Source organism: Mucilaginibacter sp. OK283 (genome assembly GCF_900110415.1).
GTDB lineage: Bacteria > Bacteroidota > Bacteroidia > Sphingobacteriales > Sphingobacteriaceae > Mucilaginibacter.
This window is the reverse complement of record NZ_FODR01000012.1, coordinates 130,040-148,423: the sequence shown is the minus strand read 5'-3', so window position 1 is coordinate 148,423 and position 18,384 is coordinate 130,040. Positions and strand designations below refer to the sequence as shown.

The 18,384-nt window shown below is 45.1% G+C and carries 11 protein-coding genes; 6 read left to right on the top strand and 5 right to left on the bottom strand.

What is annotated here, in order from left to right; all coding sequences use genetic code 11:
* Positions 1-258 precede the first annotated feature (258 nt).
* The 5 genes from BMX56_RS23570 to BMX56_RS23550 form a co-directional block, all read right to left on the bottom strand.
* A complete protein-coding gene (locus tag BMX56_RS23570; protein ID WP_090652151.1) occupies positions 259-5,598 on the bottom strand; it encodes a T9SS type B sorting domain-containing protein in 5,340 nt (1,779 codons plus the stop codon).
* Positions 5,599-5,708: 110 nt separating this feature from the next.
* Positions 5,709-7,391 carry a C45 family autoproteolytic acyltransferase/hydolase gene (locus BMX56_RS23565; RefSeq protein ID WP_090652150.1) on the bottom strand — a complete coding sequence of 561 codons (1,683 nt, stop codon included), beginning with the start codon at positions 7,389-7,391 and terminating at the stop codon, positions 5,709-5,711.
* Complete coding sequence (locus BMX56_RS23560; RefSeq protein ID WP_090652149.1) at positions 7,384-8,892, bottom strand: phytoene desaturase family protein; 1,509 nt, start codon at positions 8,890-8,892, stop codon at positions 7,384-7,386. The genes BMX56_RS23565 and BMX56_RS23560 overlap by 8 nt, the downstream gene beginning before the upstream one ends.
* Positions 8,893-8,896: 4 nt before the next feature.
* Positions 8,897-12,754, bottom strand: coding sequence for a trifunctional MMPL family transporter/lysophospholipid acyltransferase/class I SAM-dependent methyltransferase (locus BMX56_RS23555; RefSeq protein ID WP_090652148.1), 3,858 nt, complete (start codon positions 12,752-12,754; stop codon positions 8,897-8,899).
* A gap of 12 nt (positions 12,755-12,766) precedes the next feature.
* Positions 12,767-13,954, bottom strand: a complete 1,188-nt coding sequence (locus BMX56_RS23550; RefSeq protein WP_218152478.1) for a DUF2062 domain-containing protein — start codon at positions 13,952-13,954, stop codon at positions 12,767-12,769.
* 256 nt (positions 13,955-14,210) lie between these two features.
* Between BMX56_RS23550 and BMX56_RS23545 the strand changes: the two genes are divergently transcribed.
* From BMX56_RS23545 to BMX56_RS23520, 6 genes are all read left to right on the top strand, one after another.
* Positions 14,211-14,600, top strand: a complete 390-nt coding sequence (locus BMX56_RS23545; protein ID WP_143065516.1) for a hypothetical protein — start codon at positions 14,211-14,213, stop codon at positions 14,598-14,600.
* A gap of 194 nt (positions 14,601-14,794) precedes the next feature.
* Positions 14,795-15,376: a Crp/Fnr family transcriptional regulator gene (locus tag BMX56_RS23540; RefSeq protein WP_090652146.1), complete on the top strand. Its 582-nt coding sequence runs from the start codon at positions 14,795-14,797 to the stop codon at positions 15,374-15,376.
* Between the two features lie 123 nt (positions 15,377-15,499).
* The gene (locus BMX56_RS23535) at positions 15,500-16,321 is read left to right on the top strand and encodes an alpha/beta hydrolase (RefSeq protein ID WP_090652145.1); all 822 of its coding nucleotides are present in this window, start codon (positions 15,500-15,502) and stop codon (positions 16,319-16,321) included.
* Between the two features lie 7 nt (positions 16,322-16,328).
* The gene (locus BMX56_RS23530; protein ID WP_090652144.1) at positions 16,329-17,297 is read left to right on the top strand and encodes a zinc-binding alcohol dehydrogenase family protein; all 969 of its coding nucleotides are present in this window, start codon (positions 16,329-16,331) and stop codon (positions 17,295-17,297) included.
* A 67-nt stretch (positions 17,298-17,364) separates the two neighbouring features.
* On the top strand, positions 17,365-17,994 hold the full coding sequence (locus BMX56_RS23525) for a Crp/Fnr family transcriptional regulator (RefSeq protein WP_090652143.1): 630 nt from the start codon (positions 17,365-17,367) through the stop codon (positions 17,992-17,994).
* Positions 17,995-18,096: 102 nt separating this feature from the next.
* A complete protein-coding gene (locus BMX56_RS23520; protein ID WP_090652142.1) occupies positions 18,097-18,267 on the top strand; it encodes a DUF1059 domain-containing protein in 171 nt (56 codons plus the stop codon).
* Positions 18,268-18,384 lie beyond the last annotated feature (117 nt).

The window sequence follows — 18,384 nt, the reverse complement described above, 5'->3', positions numbered from 1 at the left end:
GTTTTTGAACACCAACCTTTGTTCTTTGGCATCAAGAATATGAAGCAGTCTCTTTAAGGGATTTATTCTTTCATTTTTAAGGTACACATTTAAGGAAAATCGGACACATGCTGCTTGATTTTCCTTTTTTGTTTACCGCTTTTTTGACAAATTGACCGATTAACAATTAATTGAAAAACACCACTCATCGCATCTTTTTATAACTAATCGGTGTTAAAAGCGCCCGGACATTGCAGTTCGCTACAACCTCTCTGCAAACTATCTGATTATTGCCACCCAGCCCGACATCGATGATAGGCCATTTTTAAGATTGATAATGTAATAATAGGTGCCGGCAGGCAAATCAGTCCCTTTAGATCTGCCATCCCAATGCACACCATATCCAACTGATGAAAACACCTTACCACCCCAACGGTGAAATATGTCGACCGTGCATTTGGGGTAATTTTCAATATATTTTATAGCCCATTTGTCGTTTATACCATCACCATTGGGAGTGAAGGCATTTGGGATGACAATGGCAGCGGTTCTCGATGTTACGGTAAGCACTCCCGGAAAATACGTAAAACTATAATCAGGCGATACCGCGTTACCCGCAAAAAAAATTGCATATGTTCCCGCCTCCGATGCTTCTGTCGCCAACGTTGAAATCACCGGAGGCGTTACTAAGTTAGCTGCGTTTTCATCATTTACAAAACCGCTGTAAATAGCAGTTAGAGGAGGATTTTCGGAATGAACCGGCCTGCTTTTATTCTCGGCCGTAATAACCAGCGGAGCTGGTGTAACTGTACTTGCAGGTATAGCTATATTAACCGTAGTATTGCCGGCTGTAAGGCCAACATTGCCTGCATAATCGCCGACATGCGCGGTTTTAACCAGCCTGATGTAAACTGTAGTTGCAGTTAAAGTGCCGGTACCGCCTGCTGTTATGGTGCTGTTAAAGTTAACGTTATCCATACTAACCTCAAACCCCGCCGGTGGGATAATCACTATGCCCGAAATCAGATTGGTGCCCGCCACTGTAAAACTGCGCGATGCAGATGGCGTACCATATACCGTGGTAAGCGGCGACAAACTCCCGGCCGTTGTAATGACGGGCAGTGATGGTTTAACCATTATGCTGAAAGTAACAGAAGTGCCGGTACATGTGGCGTTGGCGGGCAAAATAGTGATGATAGCTGTTACTGCGCTTTGCCCGTTGTTGACGGCTGTAAATGAGGGTATGTTGCCGGTGCCGCTGGCGGGCAGGCCTATGCCCGGCGTATCATTTGTCCAGGTATAAGTGCTGCCGGTGCCTGTAAAATCAACCACGTTTGTTGGGGTACCGTTATCAATAGATTGGTTTGATGGCGCATTCACCACCGGTAAAGCATCGACGGTTCCACTTACCGAAACGAATTTATCCATCGCTCCTGCAGAAGATAAAACAACGTTTCCAGATATGTTGCCCACAGCAGCACTGGCAGATGAACGCACATAAATTGTGGTGCTACTGATGTTTCCTCCATTGGGGCTAAGCATCAGCATAGTACCGTAGCCATTGGCGGGATTAAGCGATATCTCAAAGTTTGCAGGCGATCCGATATGCATATCGGCAGTAAGATGGTCGCCCCCCACCAAAAATTGCTGGATCCCCGGACTTGCCGATGGCGCACCTACGCACGCGGATATATTACCGGTTACCACGCCTGCTGCTAATGTAGGCGGCGATGGGTTAACTGTTATGCTGAAAGTAACGGGAGTGCCGGTACATGTGGCGCTGGCGGGCAAAACAGTGATGGTAGCTGTTACTGTACTTTGCCCGTTGTTAATGGCTGTAAATGAGGGTATGTTACCGTTGCCGCTGGCTGGCAGGCCTATGCCCGGTGCATCATTTGTCCAGGTATAAGTGCTGCCGGTACCTGTAAAGTTGACTGTGTTGGTTGGGGCGCCATTATCAACGGTTTGGTTTGATGGCGTATTAACAACGGGTAAAGCATCGACGATTCCACTTACAGCGACTAATTGATCCGTTGCTCCTGAAGAAGATAAAACCACGTTTCCTGATATGTTGCCCACAGCAGCACTGGCAGATGAACGCACGTAAATTGTGGTATTGCTAATATTGCCTCCATTGGGGCTAAGTACCAGCATAGTGCCATAGCCATTGCCGGGGTCAAGCGATATCTCAAAGTTTGCAGGCGATCCGATATGCATATCGGCAGTAAGATGGTCGCCCCCCACCAAAAATTGCTGGATCCCCGGACTTGCCGATGGCGCACCTACGCACGCGGATATATTACCGGTTACGGCGCCTGCTGCTAATGTAGGCGGCGATGGGTTAACTGTTATGCTGAAAGTAACGGGAGTGCCGGTACATGTGGCGCTGGCGGGCAAAACAGTGATGGTAGCTGTTACTGTGCTTTGCCCGTTATTAATGGCTGTAAATGAGGGTATGTTACCGGTGCCGCTGGCTGGCAGGCCTATGCCCGGTGCATCATTTGTCCAGGTATAAGTGCTGCCGGTGCCGGTAAAGTTAACCGCGTTAGTTGGGGCACCGTTATCAATAGTTTGGTTTGATGGCGCATTAACAACGGGTAAAGGACTGATGGTTCCACTTACAGCAACCAATTGATCTGTAGCCCCTGAGGAGGATAAAATCACGTTGCCGGATATATTGCCTGTTGTGCCCGACGCTGATGCGCGTACATATACAGTCTTGTTGATCACAGTTCCACCCGCCGGTGCCATTGTTACCGAATTTGCAAAGCCGCTGGCAGAGCTGAGCGAGATTTCGAAACCAACAGGCGCTGTTGCGGTAATATCCCCCAATAAATTGTCACCCGAAACGGCAAATTGTTGAGTATTTGCTGAAGGCAAGCCTACACAGGTTAAAATATTTCCGGTGGCAGTTGTTGCGATAACAGCCGGTGGTTGAGGATTAACCGTTATATTAAATTTAACTGGCGCGCCGGTGCATCCCGTACCCGCCGCGAAAAAATTTCCGAGACATATTGATAATGGTTGATCTAAAGTTATGGTGTTGCTTACGGAGTTAGTAGCGGTATTAATTACAGAAACATTATTTGAATATTCGTTGGCTACATACACCTGGCTGCCGTCCGGATTGATCGAAATTCCAAGCGGATTATGCCCGACGTTTATAGTATTAATCACCGTATTATTAGCTGTGCTGATCACCATAACATTGTCGCTTCTTGAATTGACAACATATACCCGGCTGCCATCCGGGCTGACACAAACGCCGGCAGATACATCGCCGACAGGGATTTTTGCCACCAATTTGTTGGTTACCGTATTGATAACCTCCAGGTGGCCATTATACTGTGCGTTGGTAACATATATCCTGCTGTTGTCTGGGCTTACAGCAATCCCGGTAGGCCCTCCAAAGCTTATCGGAATAGTTGCCTTCACCGTATTATCTGCGGTGTTGATCTCCGTTACCGAAGTGGATAATGTGTTTGCCGTGTACACGGTTGTACCATCCGGGCTGGCGGCTATGCCATAAGGATAATTGCCTACATGAACGGTTGCAACAACGCTGGCCGTGGCTGTATTGATGACCGAAACAGTAGAAGTTGATACATGCGTTACATAAGCCCTTTTGCCATCCGGACTAAAGCATACACCCAGGGGAGTCGACCCCACGCTGATGGTCGACGAGACCGTATTTGTTGCCGTACTAATAACTGAAACGGTATTCGAATTAATGTTTACAATATAAACCTGGGTCCCGTCCGGGCTGACGGCAATGCCCGCAGGCGAATTGCCCGCAGTAATGTTGCCGGTCTGCCGGCCGATATCTACATTAACTGAAAGTACATTGCTTGCACCACCAAGATACAGGTACCCGGCAGAAAAAGGTGTTACAGTAACCGTGGCCTTAACAGGAGTTGTTCCTGTATTTACAGCGGTAAAGGATGGTATATCGCCTATTCCGCTTGCCGCAAGACCAATGGAGGGCTTATCGTTCGTCCATTTAAAGGTGTTGCCTGTACCGGTAAATTTAATCGCGGTAGTGACATCACCATTGGTTACCACCTGGCTGGTTATAGTGTTCGCGGTTGGCAGGGCGTTTATTACGCCTTTTACCTGCACAGTTTCATTTGTGGCCCCGGCCGAGCTTAAAACTACGTTGCCCGATATATTACCTGCTGCGCCAGAAGCTACGGCCCGTACATATAAAACCTTATTGATCACCGCCCCGTTTGTGCGCGCTATTGTTACCGAATTTGCAAAGCCACTGGCGGTGCTAAGCGAAACCTCGAAACCCGCAGGTGCCGTGGCCGTGATATTAGCCGACAAATTATTGCCCGAAACAGTGAACTGCTGAGTGGTTGTTGACGGCGAGCCTACACAGGCAGATATGCCCCCTTCGGCGGCCCCTGGCTGAATGCCCGTAGGCGAGGGGTTTACCGTAATAGTAAAATCAATAGGACCGCCATTACAATTATTTGTTGCCGGTGTTATAAAATTACCCACCGCATGTGGGTAGTCGCCACATGGCACAGTATCAACAACCGAATTGGTGGTTGTATTAATAACGGAAAACGTAGCCGATCCGTAATTGGCAACATATACAAATTTTCCATCGGGGGTTACTGATATTCCCTGGGGCGAATCGCCAACGGGCACTACTGATATAATCGCATTGCTAACTGCATCAACTATAGTTACAGTGCCCGAAAATTCATTGGCAACATATAAGCGGCTGCCATCAGGGCTAACCGCAATCCTTTCAGCATCTGAAGTTAATGCAATAGTTGATGTTAGCACATTGGTGGCAACATCAATAATATAAATGCAATTATAACCGCCCCCGGTAACATACATTGTGCTGCCATCGGGACTGGCAACATTGCTAAATGCCCCCATAGCCGGGATATTGATTATCTGGAAGTTTGTTGCTGTGCTAAAAACACGAATATCATTACTATTCGGAGCGGTGGCATAAAGCCAGTCTCCGTCTTTGCTTAAAGCCAGTCCGTTCCCAACTGTCGGTTCCGGCGAGACCACTGTTACCGAATTATTTATAGTGTCATAAACTATTATTCCCCCGTCAACGGTAATGTATGCCTTACTGCCGTCTGAGCTTAACACTATAGCTGTAGGATAAGTTAAGCCTGTTATCTCGTTTATTACCTGGTTTGTTTGTGTATTAATAACCGAAACGCTGCCGGACGCTGAATTTGTAACATATGCTTTGGTCCCGTCTGCACTTATGGCTGTTCCGTAAATCCCGTTCCCAACCGGAATAGTAGCGACGGTTTTATTGGTCAAAGTATTTATAACCAAAATAGTGTTTGCAATTGAACTGCCTGCATAAACAAAGTTTGCGCTTTGCGGTGTTACACTAATATGTGCTACAATAGGGCTTGTTCCGGGATTTATAGCTTTGAAAGATAATATATCACCTAACCCGCTTACTGCAAGGCCAATGGAAGGATTGCTGTTAGTCCAATTATAATTACATAGCGTTGGGAAACTTATGGTAGTAGTAGCCTGGCCATTGCTAACCGTTTGGGATTGCCCAAATGCCTGCTTTGCCGGCGTATAAAAAACAACGGCTGCGCACAATAAAAGTAGGACTTTACGCATAGGTGCAGGTTAGCTGAAAACAAAGCTTGGTTACAGGGGGAAACCTGATATGAAGTTATCACTTTAAAGTGACAAACCAATGCAAAAAGTAAATAACTTCACGGGTGGTATCAGCTGTTTTTCAGCTTTTTACTACACCGGGCAATCTGTATTTTTATGTGCTCCTCTTCTTTTTTTGTGGCTATTACTTTAGTTAAGGCGGTTTGATAATACCCCAAAGCTTTTTTATAATTCTTCAGTTTAAAAGTATAATCGCCGGCTATTACGTAAGCAAAATAGTATTGTGGATTGGTGGCAACAAGGCTGTCAGTATTGATAGATTCGCCATCAAGCACGCGCTGACGCATTCTGCGGAAATTCACAAAATCTTTGTATTGAGAGGTAGACAGGAAGGTGTCCGCGGGTACAGTAAGGTTTTGCTCGTTTATTTCCTGGTCCTGCTTCATGCCCCGTAAGCCGAAAACTTTTTTTAGATCATAGCATACGTATTCGCCAAGCTGCCATGGCGAGGTACTTACCCACACCAATAGCTTTTTAGGCTCAAATACAATGCTGTGGTGGCTCATCAGCTGGTTAATGGCCTTCTCGTTACCCATGCCGATATTTTCGCCGTGCAAGCCTTTCTGATCGCGCAGGATGGCTATGGTTTTTTGTACGGTGTTTTTGCCATTGGTATTTAACAATTCCATCAAACGGTTATAACGGTACGGCGAGGCGCTCTCGGCCATCTGAACTTTATTTTCTTTAGATTGGCTAAGGCCTTTGCTTTGAAAGTGGTTGGCGCATACAATGTAATCCTGGTGCGGGTCGTATATATCCAGCGTATCTGGTGTTTTCTCAATCACTACAGCTTTGTTATCGGCAGCCGATGCTACCAGGAAAGCCTCGGATACAAACATTTTGCGTTTTTTGGCAATGGCATAAGCCTCCTGCGTATTTTTGGCATATTGCAAAATTTCGCGGGCTACTAACGATACCGGGGTTGCCGCGCTGGTTGGGATATTGGTTTTATCGGCATTAATGGTAACGCTTACGCCTTTCTCATTCATACCGCTTACCGCACCAATAAAACCACCCCAGGTAACCGTCATGAATTTATACCCATCGGATGGAGCGAAGAAGGCCACTATTTTATCCTGCGCAAATTTATCGCCCACGTAAAAATCAAAATTACGACCGATGATCATGGTGCTGTCCTCGCTTTTTACACCCCAGGTACCAAAAGATGTGCAGCCCACCAAAGCCATACTTTGCAAGGCGTGGCCAATATCATGGGCTGCGTGATAGTTTAAAATGCGCTGATAATTAGAGCCAATGTATTGGTATTTATCCGACGCGGATTTTGAGATACCATAAATCTCTTCTTTATATTCTTCGGTAACGTTTTTATCAAGGTTGCGGTTAAACCAGGCTATAAAGTATTTCAAAAAGTGACGGTAAAAGTTGGATGGTACAATGCGGCTTATCTGCTCCACAAAATGATCTTCCTGAGCTACAACCAACTCTTGGCTTAGTTTACCATTGATAACGCCCCGCTCAAAGGGTTTGCCTTCCACATACATCTCGAACAAGCCGCTTTTACTTTTGCGGAACCAGCTGTTATTAATGGTATAAAATCCTTTTGATGGCTGCTCCCGTTTGAGGTTAAGGCTGCTTTGGTCTTTAGGTTCTGGCGGGTAATCAATGGCAACAATGTACAGGTACACCATGCCGATAATAATAAGCCCCACAAAGCCAAGGAATGCATATAACGTCCTTTTACCAAACTTTTTCCAGCTAAATTTTTTACGCATTCCGTATTTTTCCTATAATGGCATCGTCGCCAAGTAATGTGGTGCAGGTAACAATAGCGCTCATGGCCGTGCCTAAAATACCATGCAGGTTAAGGTTTTGCCCGGTAAAGTACAGGTTTGGTATTTTGGTGCGCGGCGATATAAATGTTTTTAAGGTGTGCTTATAATCTTTTACAATGCCGTAAAGCGAACCATCGCCATTACCAATATAATCGCGGTAGCTAAGCGGCGTTGCCGAGTAGTAAGATTTAACATGGCTCCTGAAACCGGGGAATTTCTCTTCCACCATATCCAGCAGTTTTTCGCTTTTGCGGATCTTAAACTCCTCATATGTTTCACCCCGTTCATTAACGTTTGATACCGTGTTGAATGTATCCTTCCATGGCTTCATCTCCTCAAAGCGCATATAAGTAAGGATAGATGCGCCATCGGCATATTCTGGTGATTTAGATGATGGTGCCATGAAGTAAGCAAAACCCAGGGGCCAGTTCTCCTCGGTATACTCCGCAATATCCCAAACGTGGCCTTCTTTGCCCACGTAATAGTTGGTGTTAAAATAAGGGAAGCTATCCTTTTTAAAAACCACATTTAAGGTAAACGACGATACGGAGTTTTCAAGCCCTTTTAACCGGTTACGGTAAGCCAGCTTGATGATATCACTATCGGTCATCTCCAGCGTTTGCACCGGGTGTATGTTACTTATAAACTGCTTGCCGTAAATTTTACCACCACCGGCTATCTCCACGTGCGATACCCTGCCATCTTCTACTACAATGCGTTTCACCTCGCAATTACGTTTAATGACGCTACCGCGCGCACGGATATTTTTGGCTATGTACTTGGCAATCTGCGAACCGCCATCTATGCATTTATAAGAGCTTTCAATGTAGCTGTTCAGGATGAGCGCGTGTACGTAAAACGGGGTTTTATCGGCCTGGCCGGCGTAAAGGGCGTTATTGCCTGCAAGCACCGCCTGTAAACGCGGGTTGTCGGTTATCGATTCAATAAAACCTTTGGTATCTATTTCAAGCACGGCAGATTTCTCGTTAAAATCATCACCACTTTTCAGGTTGTACAACGAAAATTTGCTGCAAACTTCTTTGATCTTATCGCAGTAGGCGTTTAGCGCAGCCTCTTCGCCGGGGAAATGTTTCAATATATGGGCGATGAAATTATCGTAGCCCTGGGCGTATTCATACTCAATGTTTTCGCCGTGGATGCCTATCTTATCAAAAACAACATCCTGCTTTTGAAGCTTCAGCTTATCTATAATGTCGATGTATTTGAATATCTGGTACAGGTTTTGCCCCTCATCCAATCCGCCAAGATAGTGCACGCCAGAGTCGAAAATTACTTTATCGCGCACGTAAGTTTGCAACGAACCTCCTATCTGCTGGTTTTTTTCGATGACGCAAACTTTAAATCCTTCTCTGCCTAATAAATCGGCGCTCACTAATCCCCCCATACCGCTGCCGATAATTACGGCATCAAAAATCTCCATTTATCTAATCCCTGTTTTTATATTCAATTACAAAAATAATATTTGATGTGAACTTTGTCTCATCTATTATTTTGCAACTCATGCTGTTAGCCGCTGCAATATCCTCTACCAGTTGTGCCGATAAAAACGACAAGCCCCGGCTGGCTTTATTAAATTTGATGAACCTGGTCGAGAAAAACTCCGTAAGCTCCGTGCCACGGTGCTTTTCCTTCAAATCTTTATTGCCATCGCGGATGATCAGTTTGCCCCCTTCATTTAAACTGTGTATGCATCGTTCAATGATCAGCTTTTGCTCGTCGGGCTGCATGTAATGCAACATGTCGGCTATAATAATGGCATCGTATTTTTCAAATTCAAAGCTTAGTACGTCGGCATGCTCAAATTTAATCTGTGTATCCTTACTAAAGTTGTTGTTGGCTGCTTCTATTTTATCCTCGTCATAATCAATTCCGGTAAACTCGCGCTGCGGGGCGGCAAAGTGCAGCATATAAGGCATAAAACCATAACCACACCCAATATCAAGCATTTTCCCTTTAGCCGGCAGCAGGTCATGAAACTGCTGGTAGTTTTTCTCTAAACGTACTTTTATCCGCATGTACCATTCCAGCACCGGACCTTTGTATAGGTAGTTGTAAATCAATTGCTCTCGATAGTATCGTGGCTGTTGTATCTCTGCGCCGAGTTGCTTAAACTCAGCCTTAAAATATTTACTGATGGCTTTGGTCCGTTCGGCGTATCCGGTGCCAAAATTAGTGTCGGCGGGTTTTATGCGGGGCAGGTATTTCAGGGTGATCTTGCCGTTTTTCAACAGGAAATCGCCTTTGGTCATGCAGTAGCCGGTGCCGTGGATAAGGATGGGCTGAATGTCCATTTTCAAAGCCTCGGCCAGGTAAAAGGCTCCCTTATGGAAGCGCTTAATTTCGCCGTCTACTGATCGGGTTCCTTCGGGAAAAATTATGATGGAATAGCCTTTTTTTACCCTGTCGGCCAATACATCAATACTTTCTTCGGTACCTTGCGCTACCGGGAAGTAATCGGCCATACGCACCACGGCGCCAAATACCGGCGAGTTCCATACCCAATTATTGGTAAATAAAATGAGCCTTGGGTTCAGCATCACCAAAATCAAAATATCTAAAAACGACTGGTGGTTGGCGATAATAACCGCTGGGTTTTTAAAATCGGCAAGTTGCTTATTGATGATCTCCTTTTTTACATTCCCCATAATGTAAATCATCGACCAGGAAAACCTCGCCAATATAGCATGATAAACTAATTTGCCTTTTTCTTTGCTAAATGGATTCAGCCGGAATATAAAGCCCAATGCTGATAAGATTAAACAGCCGGTAACAAAATAGGTGAATGCAAAAATACTGATCACGAACCCGCTGATAGTCCAGGGAAAACGTTTCTTAGCGGCACGGTTTTTAATGAGGATATTGAACAGGAAGGGAATCAATATCTGCGACATGATCACCACGCAAACAATCCCGATAATAGATATGGCCGCTATTGACCGTAATGCCGGGTGCCTGGCAAAAATCAAAACCCCAAGCCCGGTTATGGTGGTTATAGCCGATAAAAAGATGGATGATTTGTAGGATGATAATACCTTTTTACCTGTTTTGTATTCCTGTAGCAGGCCATCCATAATGTACAGGCTGTAGTCGTCGCCCAGGCCAAATATCAGTGCCGAAATAATAATGTTCACGATATTAAATCCGATACCGAAGATGCCCATCAAGCCCAAAATCCAGATCCAGGAGATAGCCATGGGGATAAAGGAAACCAGCGCCAGCTCCATGCGGCCATAGGTAAGCAGCAACACCACAAATACCAATAGTGACGACATGACCGCTATTTTGGTAAAATCGGCATTGATGATCTCTACCAGTTTATTGGTAAGGTATTGTTTATCAATAACGGTAACATTCGGGTCGTTTTCAAAAGCTTTGTATATGGCTGCTTTTTTATCGGGCGATGTTTGTATTAGTGTTACTACTGTGGAGTGGCTTGGATATTCATTGATGAAATTATCCAGGAAGCTTTTCCTGATCTCGGCTACATCCTCATCGTTAGTATGCGAAAAATTTTTGTTCAACAAGGCTTTAAACTTTTCAAACGCCGATACGCTAAACCCTTTTAGCTTGCCTTCGCTTTCGAGGGTAGCAAAAAGTTGTTGTTTCTTTTCAGTTGTCCAGTAAGTATTCCAGCGGTTAACGCGTTCTTTCTGGAGCGAATCGGAGATGATGAACGATGATACATCTGATGATTTTTTGACGATGCCCTGTGCTTTTAGCTTTTCAATTTGCCCGGCCAGCTTTTCGTTATTGATAAGCGCCCTATCCAATGTTTTTCCTTCAGATACCAGGTAAACCGATTGCAGCGCATACTGGTTAATTTTGTTAAGCTTGTTTTGCGATTGCTGCAACGCGGGCGGCATGTAGTTCATTTTGGCTACATCAAACTCAAAGGTTACATCGTTGGCTTTATAAAAAAACACGCCTGTAAGCAGGATGATGCCAATAACAATGTACTTGTTATACTCGGGGTTAAACGAGGCCAGCTTATCAATCCACGATAGCTGCGTAAAGGTGTGGTTTTCCTGCTCTTTTTTTGTGGATATAAATTGCGGCAAAAATACCAGCGAGCAAATGGATGCGCCTATTAAACTAAAGGCTGCGAATAAACCCAGGTCCTTCAGCATTTCCGACTCTACAAACTCCAGGCACAGGAAACCGCCGATGGTGGTAAAACTGCCCACGGTAAGCGGCATCACCAGGTCTTTAATTACCTGCTCCACACTTTTGGTATGGCGGTAGTGGTTAAACACATGCAGCGAATAATTGATGGCGATACCCAACACCACCGAACCCGTGCCCAATGCAATAACAGAGATACTTCCCTTTAAAAAGTAAATAGCGGTGAGGGAGAATAGCGAGCCAAATAGTACCGGGATGAGGATAATGATTGGCGCCCTTTTTTTGCGAAAGTACAAACCTAAAAACAAAATCAGCACGACTACGGTAGCGCCTTGCGTAAGCGCGGTGTCCCGCCTTAGCTGCTGTGCGTTACCATAATACACCGCCGCCGATCCAAAGTAGGTTGCAGCCGCGATGCGTTTTGGCCTGTTGCCCAGGCTGTCAATTAGTTTATCTAAGCCCTTTATCAGTACCGAGTTTTTGCCTGTATTATTTGGCGGGTAAGCCGGGGTGATAAACATCAACAGATTTTTATGATCCTTGGTTACCACGTAATTATCGTACAGTTCAAAATTCTTATCGTACTGTAGCTGCTGCAGTTTTTTAAGGCCGATAAAGGAGATGCCTACCGGGTCGTTACTAATAATGCTTTTGAGCGCTATGCCCGCCGGTGATGTAAGCGTGCGGTAATCATAAGCCAGTGTTTGCTTAATTTTTGCCGGGGTGATGAGTGTATCAATGGTTTTATAGTCCTTTTCCGTTAAATAAACAGGTAAACGCTGGCTGATGGTACCAAACAATTTCATCACCACATCATCATCTACCTTAAAATTGGCCTTGCCTATATAATCTTTAAATTTTGGCCCCACTGCGGCGGCAAATTCATCGGCGTAAGCAACCAGGCTATCGGGGTTGGCTGTGGCAGTGCTATCTTTAAGCGATACCATGATCACCAGCTTATCCAGGAACTTGGAGTTTTGAAAAACCTCATTGAGCTTGGCTATCTTTTTATCTTTTGGGATAACCTTACTGATATCTTCTTCAAACCTTACCCGCGACGCAAAATATCCCATCACCAAAAAGCAGGCAGCAAATACTGTATAAAAAACAAGCTTGTGTTTGGCAAAGTAATGATATATCAGGATCAGGCCTTTTTCCATTTAAATGGGCGACTATAATGCAGCAGGTGATTTTTTTAGCAGTTTTAACAGGGCATAAGTTACCAGCCCCACTGTAAGCGAAGCTACTACGGCAAGCGTTAAACTGCCATAAATATACTGCTCTAAATGCGCGCTGATAGATTTAAAAGAGATATCCGAACTGAAGGCGATATTGGCAACCTTGTCGCCCATCCAATACTCGCCCGCTTTATAGCTTAAAAACAGGACGACCGGGATCATGGGCGGGATACTGATATGTGCCGAGAACACCACCAGCGCCTTGTTTAGTTTAAATATAATAGAAAGGAATATGGCCACTGCAAGTTGAAAGCCCCAGATGGGCACTATCCCCATAAAAATGCCAAAGCCGATAGAGAGGGCTTTGGTTTCGTCCGAATCGTTGGGATTGTACAGGGTGGCTAATATTTTTTTACGGCCTTTTTTTTTAAATAAATCGCGGAAGAAGTTGCGCGGCTTAATCCAGGCAAAGGCTATGACTACCAAAAAGGCATTCAACACGCCCACCCGCGAAAAATCGGTAAAGGGACGGAAGTGTGATACCCGGGTTTCTTTAGGGGCATAGTAAACCGTAACCGGTACCGAATCCATATGAACGCCCCGCCAAACGGCCCGAACAATCACTTCTATCTCAAACTCGTATTTAACGGTGTAAAACTTCATGCCTTCCAGCAGATATAAGGGGTACAGCCTGAAACCCGATTGCGTATCGGGGCAATGAATGCCGGTTTCTACCCAAAACCAAAAGTTGGAGAACTTGTGGCCGAAGCTGCTTTTACCCGGCACGGCCGCCTGGTCCATATTGCGGGAGCCTATGATAATGGCATCGCGTACATCTTCCAGTTTATTTAAAAAGGTGGGGATATCTTTGGCAAAGTGCTGCCCGTCCGAGTCGATGGTTAGGGCATATTGGTAACCCTTTTCCATCGCGTAAGCAAATGCCTGGCGTAATGCCCAGCCTTTACCCACATTTTGTGGATAGCTGATGAGCTGAACCTGCGGGAATGATTTTACAATATCTTCTGTATTATCTGTAGAGCCATCGTTAACTACGATGATGTGATTGCTGTAGGCGGCCACATCGGTAATTACACTGGCCAGGGTAAGGTGGTTATTATACGTAGGGATGATGACACATACCCGCAACTCTTCAAACCGTTTATTGATACCCTCAAATTCCATTAATTGCCCCTGATCTATAATAAATTCAACACAACATTTTTATACATAACAAAATTAGTGTTAATGCTGACAAACCAATTAAATACTTTCAAATTAATGAAACCGGAACTTTTTATTAACATATAAGCCCGCTACATACGCGCTTATTAATATTCAGAAACATATATGATGTACAGCTAAAATCGGCATTATATAATTATATTTTTTTCGGCACGACGCTTGTGTCATATATTATGAATACTTAATAATAAGCAAAATGAAAATTCTTTTAACCATGATATCATTGAGCGCCCTGTTAAGCGGTTGCCAAAACGAAAGCGGGAACCCACCTGTAGATATTGAAACAACCGGCGGGCTAAACGGAGTTGAAATTGTAGAAACCAGTGATAAATATGATGTTACCGAGGGCCTGTATTATGTGCACGCCACTATAAAAACAACTGGTAAACAAGTATTTAGAAATGTTTTTGTACGTGCTACCTATTATAATGCCATGGGGCATGTAGTAGCCAAATCAAAAGGCGAAGCCGATTTGGTATTAAACCCGGGCGATAAGGACGTTGTTGAAACGGCCTGTTTTTTCCCAACATCATCAGATATGCCTACCCGGGTGGTGTTAACTACCGAAGAAGAGTACCCAAAGTAATTTTATCGGCTGGGATTTAAGGAGGCAGCCCGGGGCATTCCGGGGAACAGAAACCCCGTTTTTTGTAGACACGCATCACATGTGTTTGCCCGAAAATATTCGATATTCTGGGGAAACATCATGATACGCTTCACCACCCGGAATGGCTTCTTGTTAATATCATTCTGTATATTAGTGCCTCGTAATACAATATAGTGTCTATCAACAAACTTCTTTCCTGTTTCGATAAATACCTGCCCCTTAATGCGGAAGAAAAGGCCGACCTTGCCCAACGGGTGACCGAACGGAAAATTAAACGTCGCCAATTCATTCTGCAGGAAAACGACATTTGCAGACATTACACCTTTGTTGCCGAAGGCTGTTTTAAAAAATTCCAGGTTGATAAAAAAGGGACTGAGCATAACCTGCAGTTTGCTGCTGAAGGCGACTGGCTAATGGAGATTGATAGTTTTTATTTTGAAAAACCAAGCCGCGTTTATATTGAGGCCATTGAGCCGGCTGTTATTTACCAGTTAAACAAGGCCAACCTGTTTTACCTGTTCACCAACAACCCCAAATTCGACAGAAATTTCAGGGTAATTGTAGAGGATCGTTTTGTTGAGCAGGAAAACCGCATCCTGCAAACCATCAGCTCAACAGCCGAAGAGCGCTACCTGTCGTTCATTAAACAATACCCCCATTTATACCAGCGCCTGCCAGGCACGCAGATAGCATCGTACCTGGGCATTACCCCCGAGTTTTTGAGCAAGGTGCGTAAAGATATCGCCAAAAAATAACGGCATGCTTAAACTACATTAAGGGTGTTTCTTAAGCTACCTTATAGGTAATTGCCCGTGTATACCGCCACCTTTGTCCCGCACAAGAGATGATTTGTCATCTGCATAAAAAAGCGCAAAGCAATGGAAGATATAAAAAAACGAAGAGAACGGTTTGAAGCCCTGGGCGCAATTTATCCGAAAGCGCTATCGGTAAAAACAGAACAGGTATTGATAGCCGGAGTTAATTGTTATTGGCTAACCCCGGTTAATGCCAGGCCCCAAAAGATAATTATTTACCTGCACGGTGGAGCATTTGCGGTAGGCTCTATCCGCTCGCACGAGGCTATGGTAAGTCATTTTGCCGTGGCAACAGGCGCAAAAACTTTATTTGTAGATTATTCCCTGGCTCCCGAAAAGCCATTCCCGGCAGCACCCGATGATGTTTTTGCCGTGTACACGGAGTTACTTAACAGCTACCCCGGCTACGGGATAGATTTTATCGGCGATAGCGCCGGTGGCGGTTTAATTGTATATGCGGTTGCCCGGATGCTCGAACAGAAAGTTCAGCTACCTAATGCGGCAGTGTTAATTTCGCCCTGGATAAGTTTGCATTGCGATAATCCATCGCATGAAGAAAATCGCGCCATCGACCCGGTGCTGAGCCGTGAATATGCAAAAGCATCGGCCGCCGATTATATTGGTAACTCACCTATCGAAATAGTAAGCCCCGAAAACGGGCGGTTGAATAGGTTTCCACCGGTGCTTATTGCGGTTGGCAGCAACGAGATATTGCTGGATGATAGCAGGAATTTTTATGATACGATAAAACAAGTTCAGCCAGATGCAACGTTAACCATTTACGAAAATCAAAATCACGTTTGGCCATTAGCTGGTATTGATACCGATGCATCGCAAAGATTGCTTGGCCAGGTGACGGAATTTTTAAACGCCCCTAAAAACTAACAACAAAATGAAAGCAGCAGTAACCCCACAACCCGGCATGCCCGGAGTTATCCAGATACAGGACTTACCTATACCGGCGGCAAAAGAAGGCTGGGTATTAATTAAAATAAAAGCTTTCGGCTTAAACCGGTCGGAGTTGTTTACGCGGCAGGGCCACTCGCCGGGTGTTATGTTCCCGCGCGTACAGGGTATTGAATGTGTGGGCGAGGTGGAGCATGATCCATCGGGTACATACCAGAAAGGCCAGAAAGTAGCAGCCATCATGGGCGGCATGGGCCGCGAATTTGATGGAGGATATGCCGAATACACCCTTGTTCCCCAAACCATCGTTTTTCCGTTTGAAAGCAATTTACCCTGGGCGGTGCTTGGCGCCATCCCCGAAATGTTCCAGACCGTATCGGGTTCGTTGAATGAAGCATTGGAAATAAAAACAGGCGAAACACTGCTTATTCGGGGAGGCACGTCCTCAATTGGCATGTTGGCCTGCCAGCTGGCGAAAAGCATGGGACTCACGGTGGTTTCAACTACCAGGGATGAAGCTAAAGTTGTCCACCTTAAAGAAAACGGCGCCGATCATGTCATCATTGACGATGGCGACGTTAATTCAAAACTCCGGCAAATATATCCGCAGGGCGTTGATAAAGTGTTGGAACTGGTGGGTATCGCCAGCCTTAAAGACTCGCTTAAATGCATCAGGCCCAAAGGAATAGTTTGCATGACCGGCATACTGGGCGGCAGCTGGACGATGAATGAATTTACACCTATGGGCGATATTCCGTCACTGGGCCACCTCACGGTTTACATGGGCGATGCCGCCAACCTGCATAAAGACCATTTGCAGCAATTTATTGATGCCGTGGCCGACGGAAAAATTAAACTCAACATTGATAAGGTGTTTAACCTTAACCAGGTTGCCGAAGCGCACACCTACATGGAAAGTAACCAGGCTAAAGGAAAAATAGTGGTAGAAATTTAAAAGCGATGTGGCTGTAAAACAGGCAGATAATTGTAAATTAGATGGCATGTTTTAACCTAAAACTTTTATGAGTAACACCAGCGATTTCCTTGCCAAAATCCCATTTTTTTACGAGCCTGAATTTAAGGCGGAGTTGATGGAGCATGCCAAAGTGGTAAGCTTTAATAAGGGCGATGTTATTGTGCGCGATGGGCAGTATGTAAAGTTTTTGCCTATTGTTATTAAAGGCGCAATCAGGGTATTTCAGCAAAAGGAGGACAGGGAATTTCTACTTTATTATGTGAAGGCCGAAGAAACCTGTACTATGTCGCTTGCCGCAGCCTATTTTAATAACAAAAGCACATCGCACGGAGTAGTTACCGAACCAACGGAGGTGCTCATATTCCCGGCCGGTTTGATAGATCAGTGGCAGCTTAAATATCCGTCATGGAACAGGTACGTGATGAATATTTTCAGGAAGCGGTATGATGAATTGATCAGCAATTTTGAGGTGACCGTGTTTGAGCATATTGATGTGCGGGTGATGGAATACTTAAAAAACCGGGCGCGAAATGAAGGGAGCAATTCGGTTCATTTTTCGCACCGGCAACTGGCAGATGAACTGGGCACAACCAGGGTGGTAATATCGCGGATATTAAAGGATTTTGAACGGCAGCAAAAAATAAAACTGTACCGTGGCCGAATAGATGTGCTTTAAAAATAAATTTTTGCCTGTGTATCTTTTGATACCGTTTTGAGGGGCCGGGCGCTTGTAGTTTTGGTTTATAATAAATAATCACTCTTTAAAACAATCAAAATTATGAAAACGCTACACTGTGCCGATGCCGGCTTTACCTGCGATGCTGTTGTAACCGCAAACACGGAAGAAGAAGTATTAACCATTGCTTCCGAGCATGCCCGCACTGTTCACGGTACCGAGGTTACACCCGAAATGGCCGAGCAGATAAAAACACTCATCAAAGAGGCTTAATCGTTCCGTTGAACGAAGGCGAAGACTCACCCTGCCCCGATGCATCGGGGCAGGGTGAGTCTTCGCCGCCATGCAATATCTGTCATATGTAGCGCAGTTGCCTCCCCCTTCGGCTAC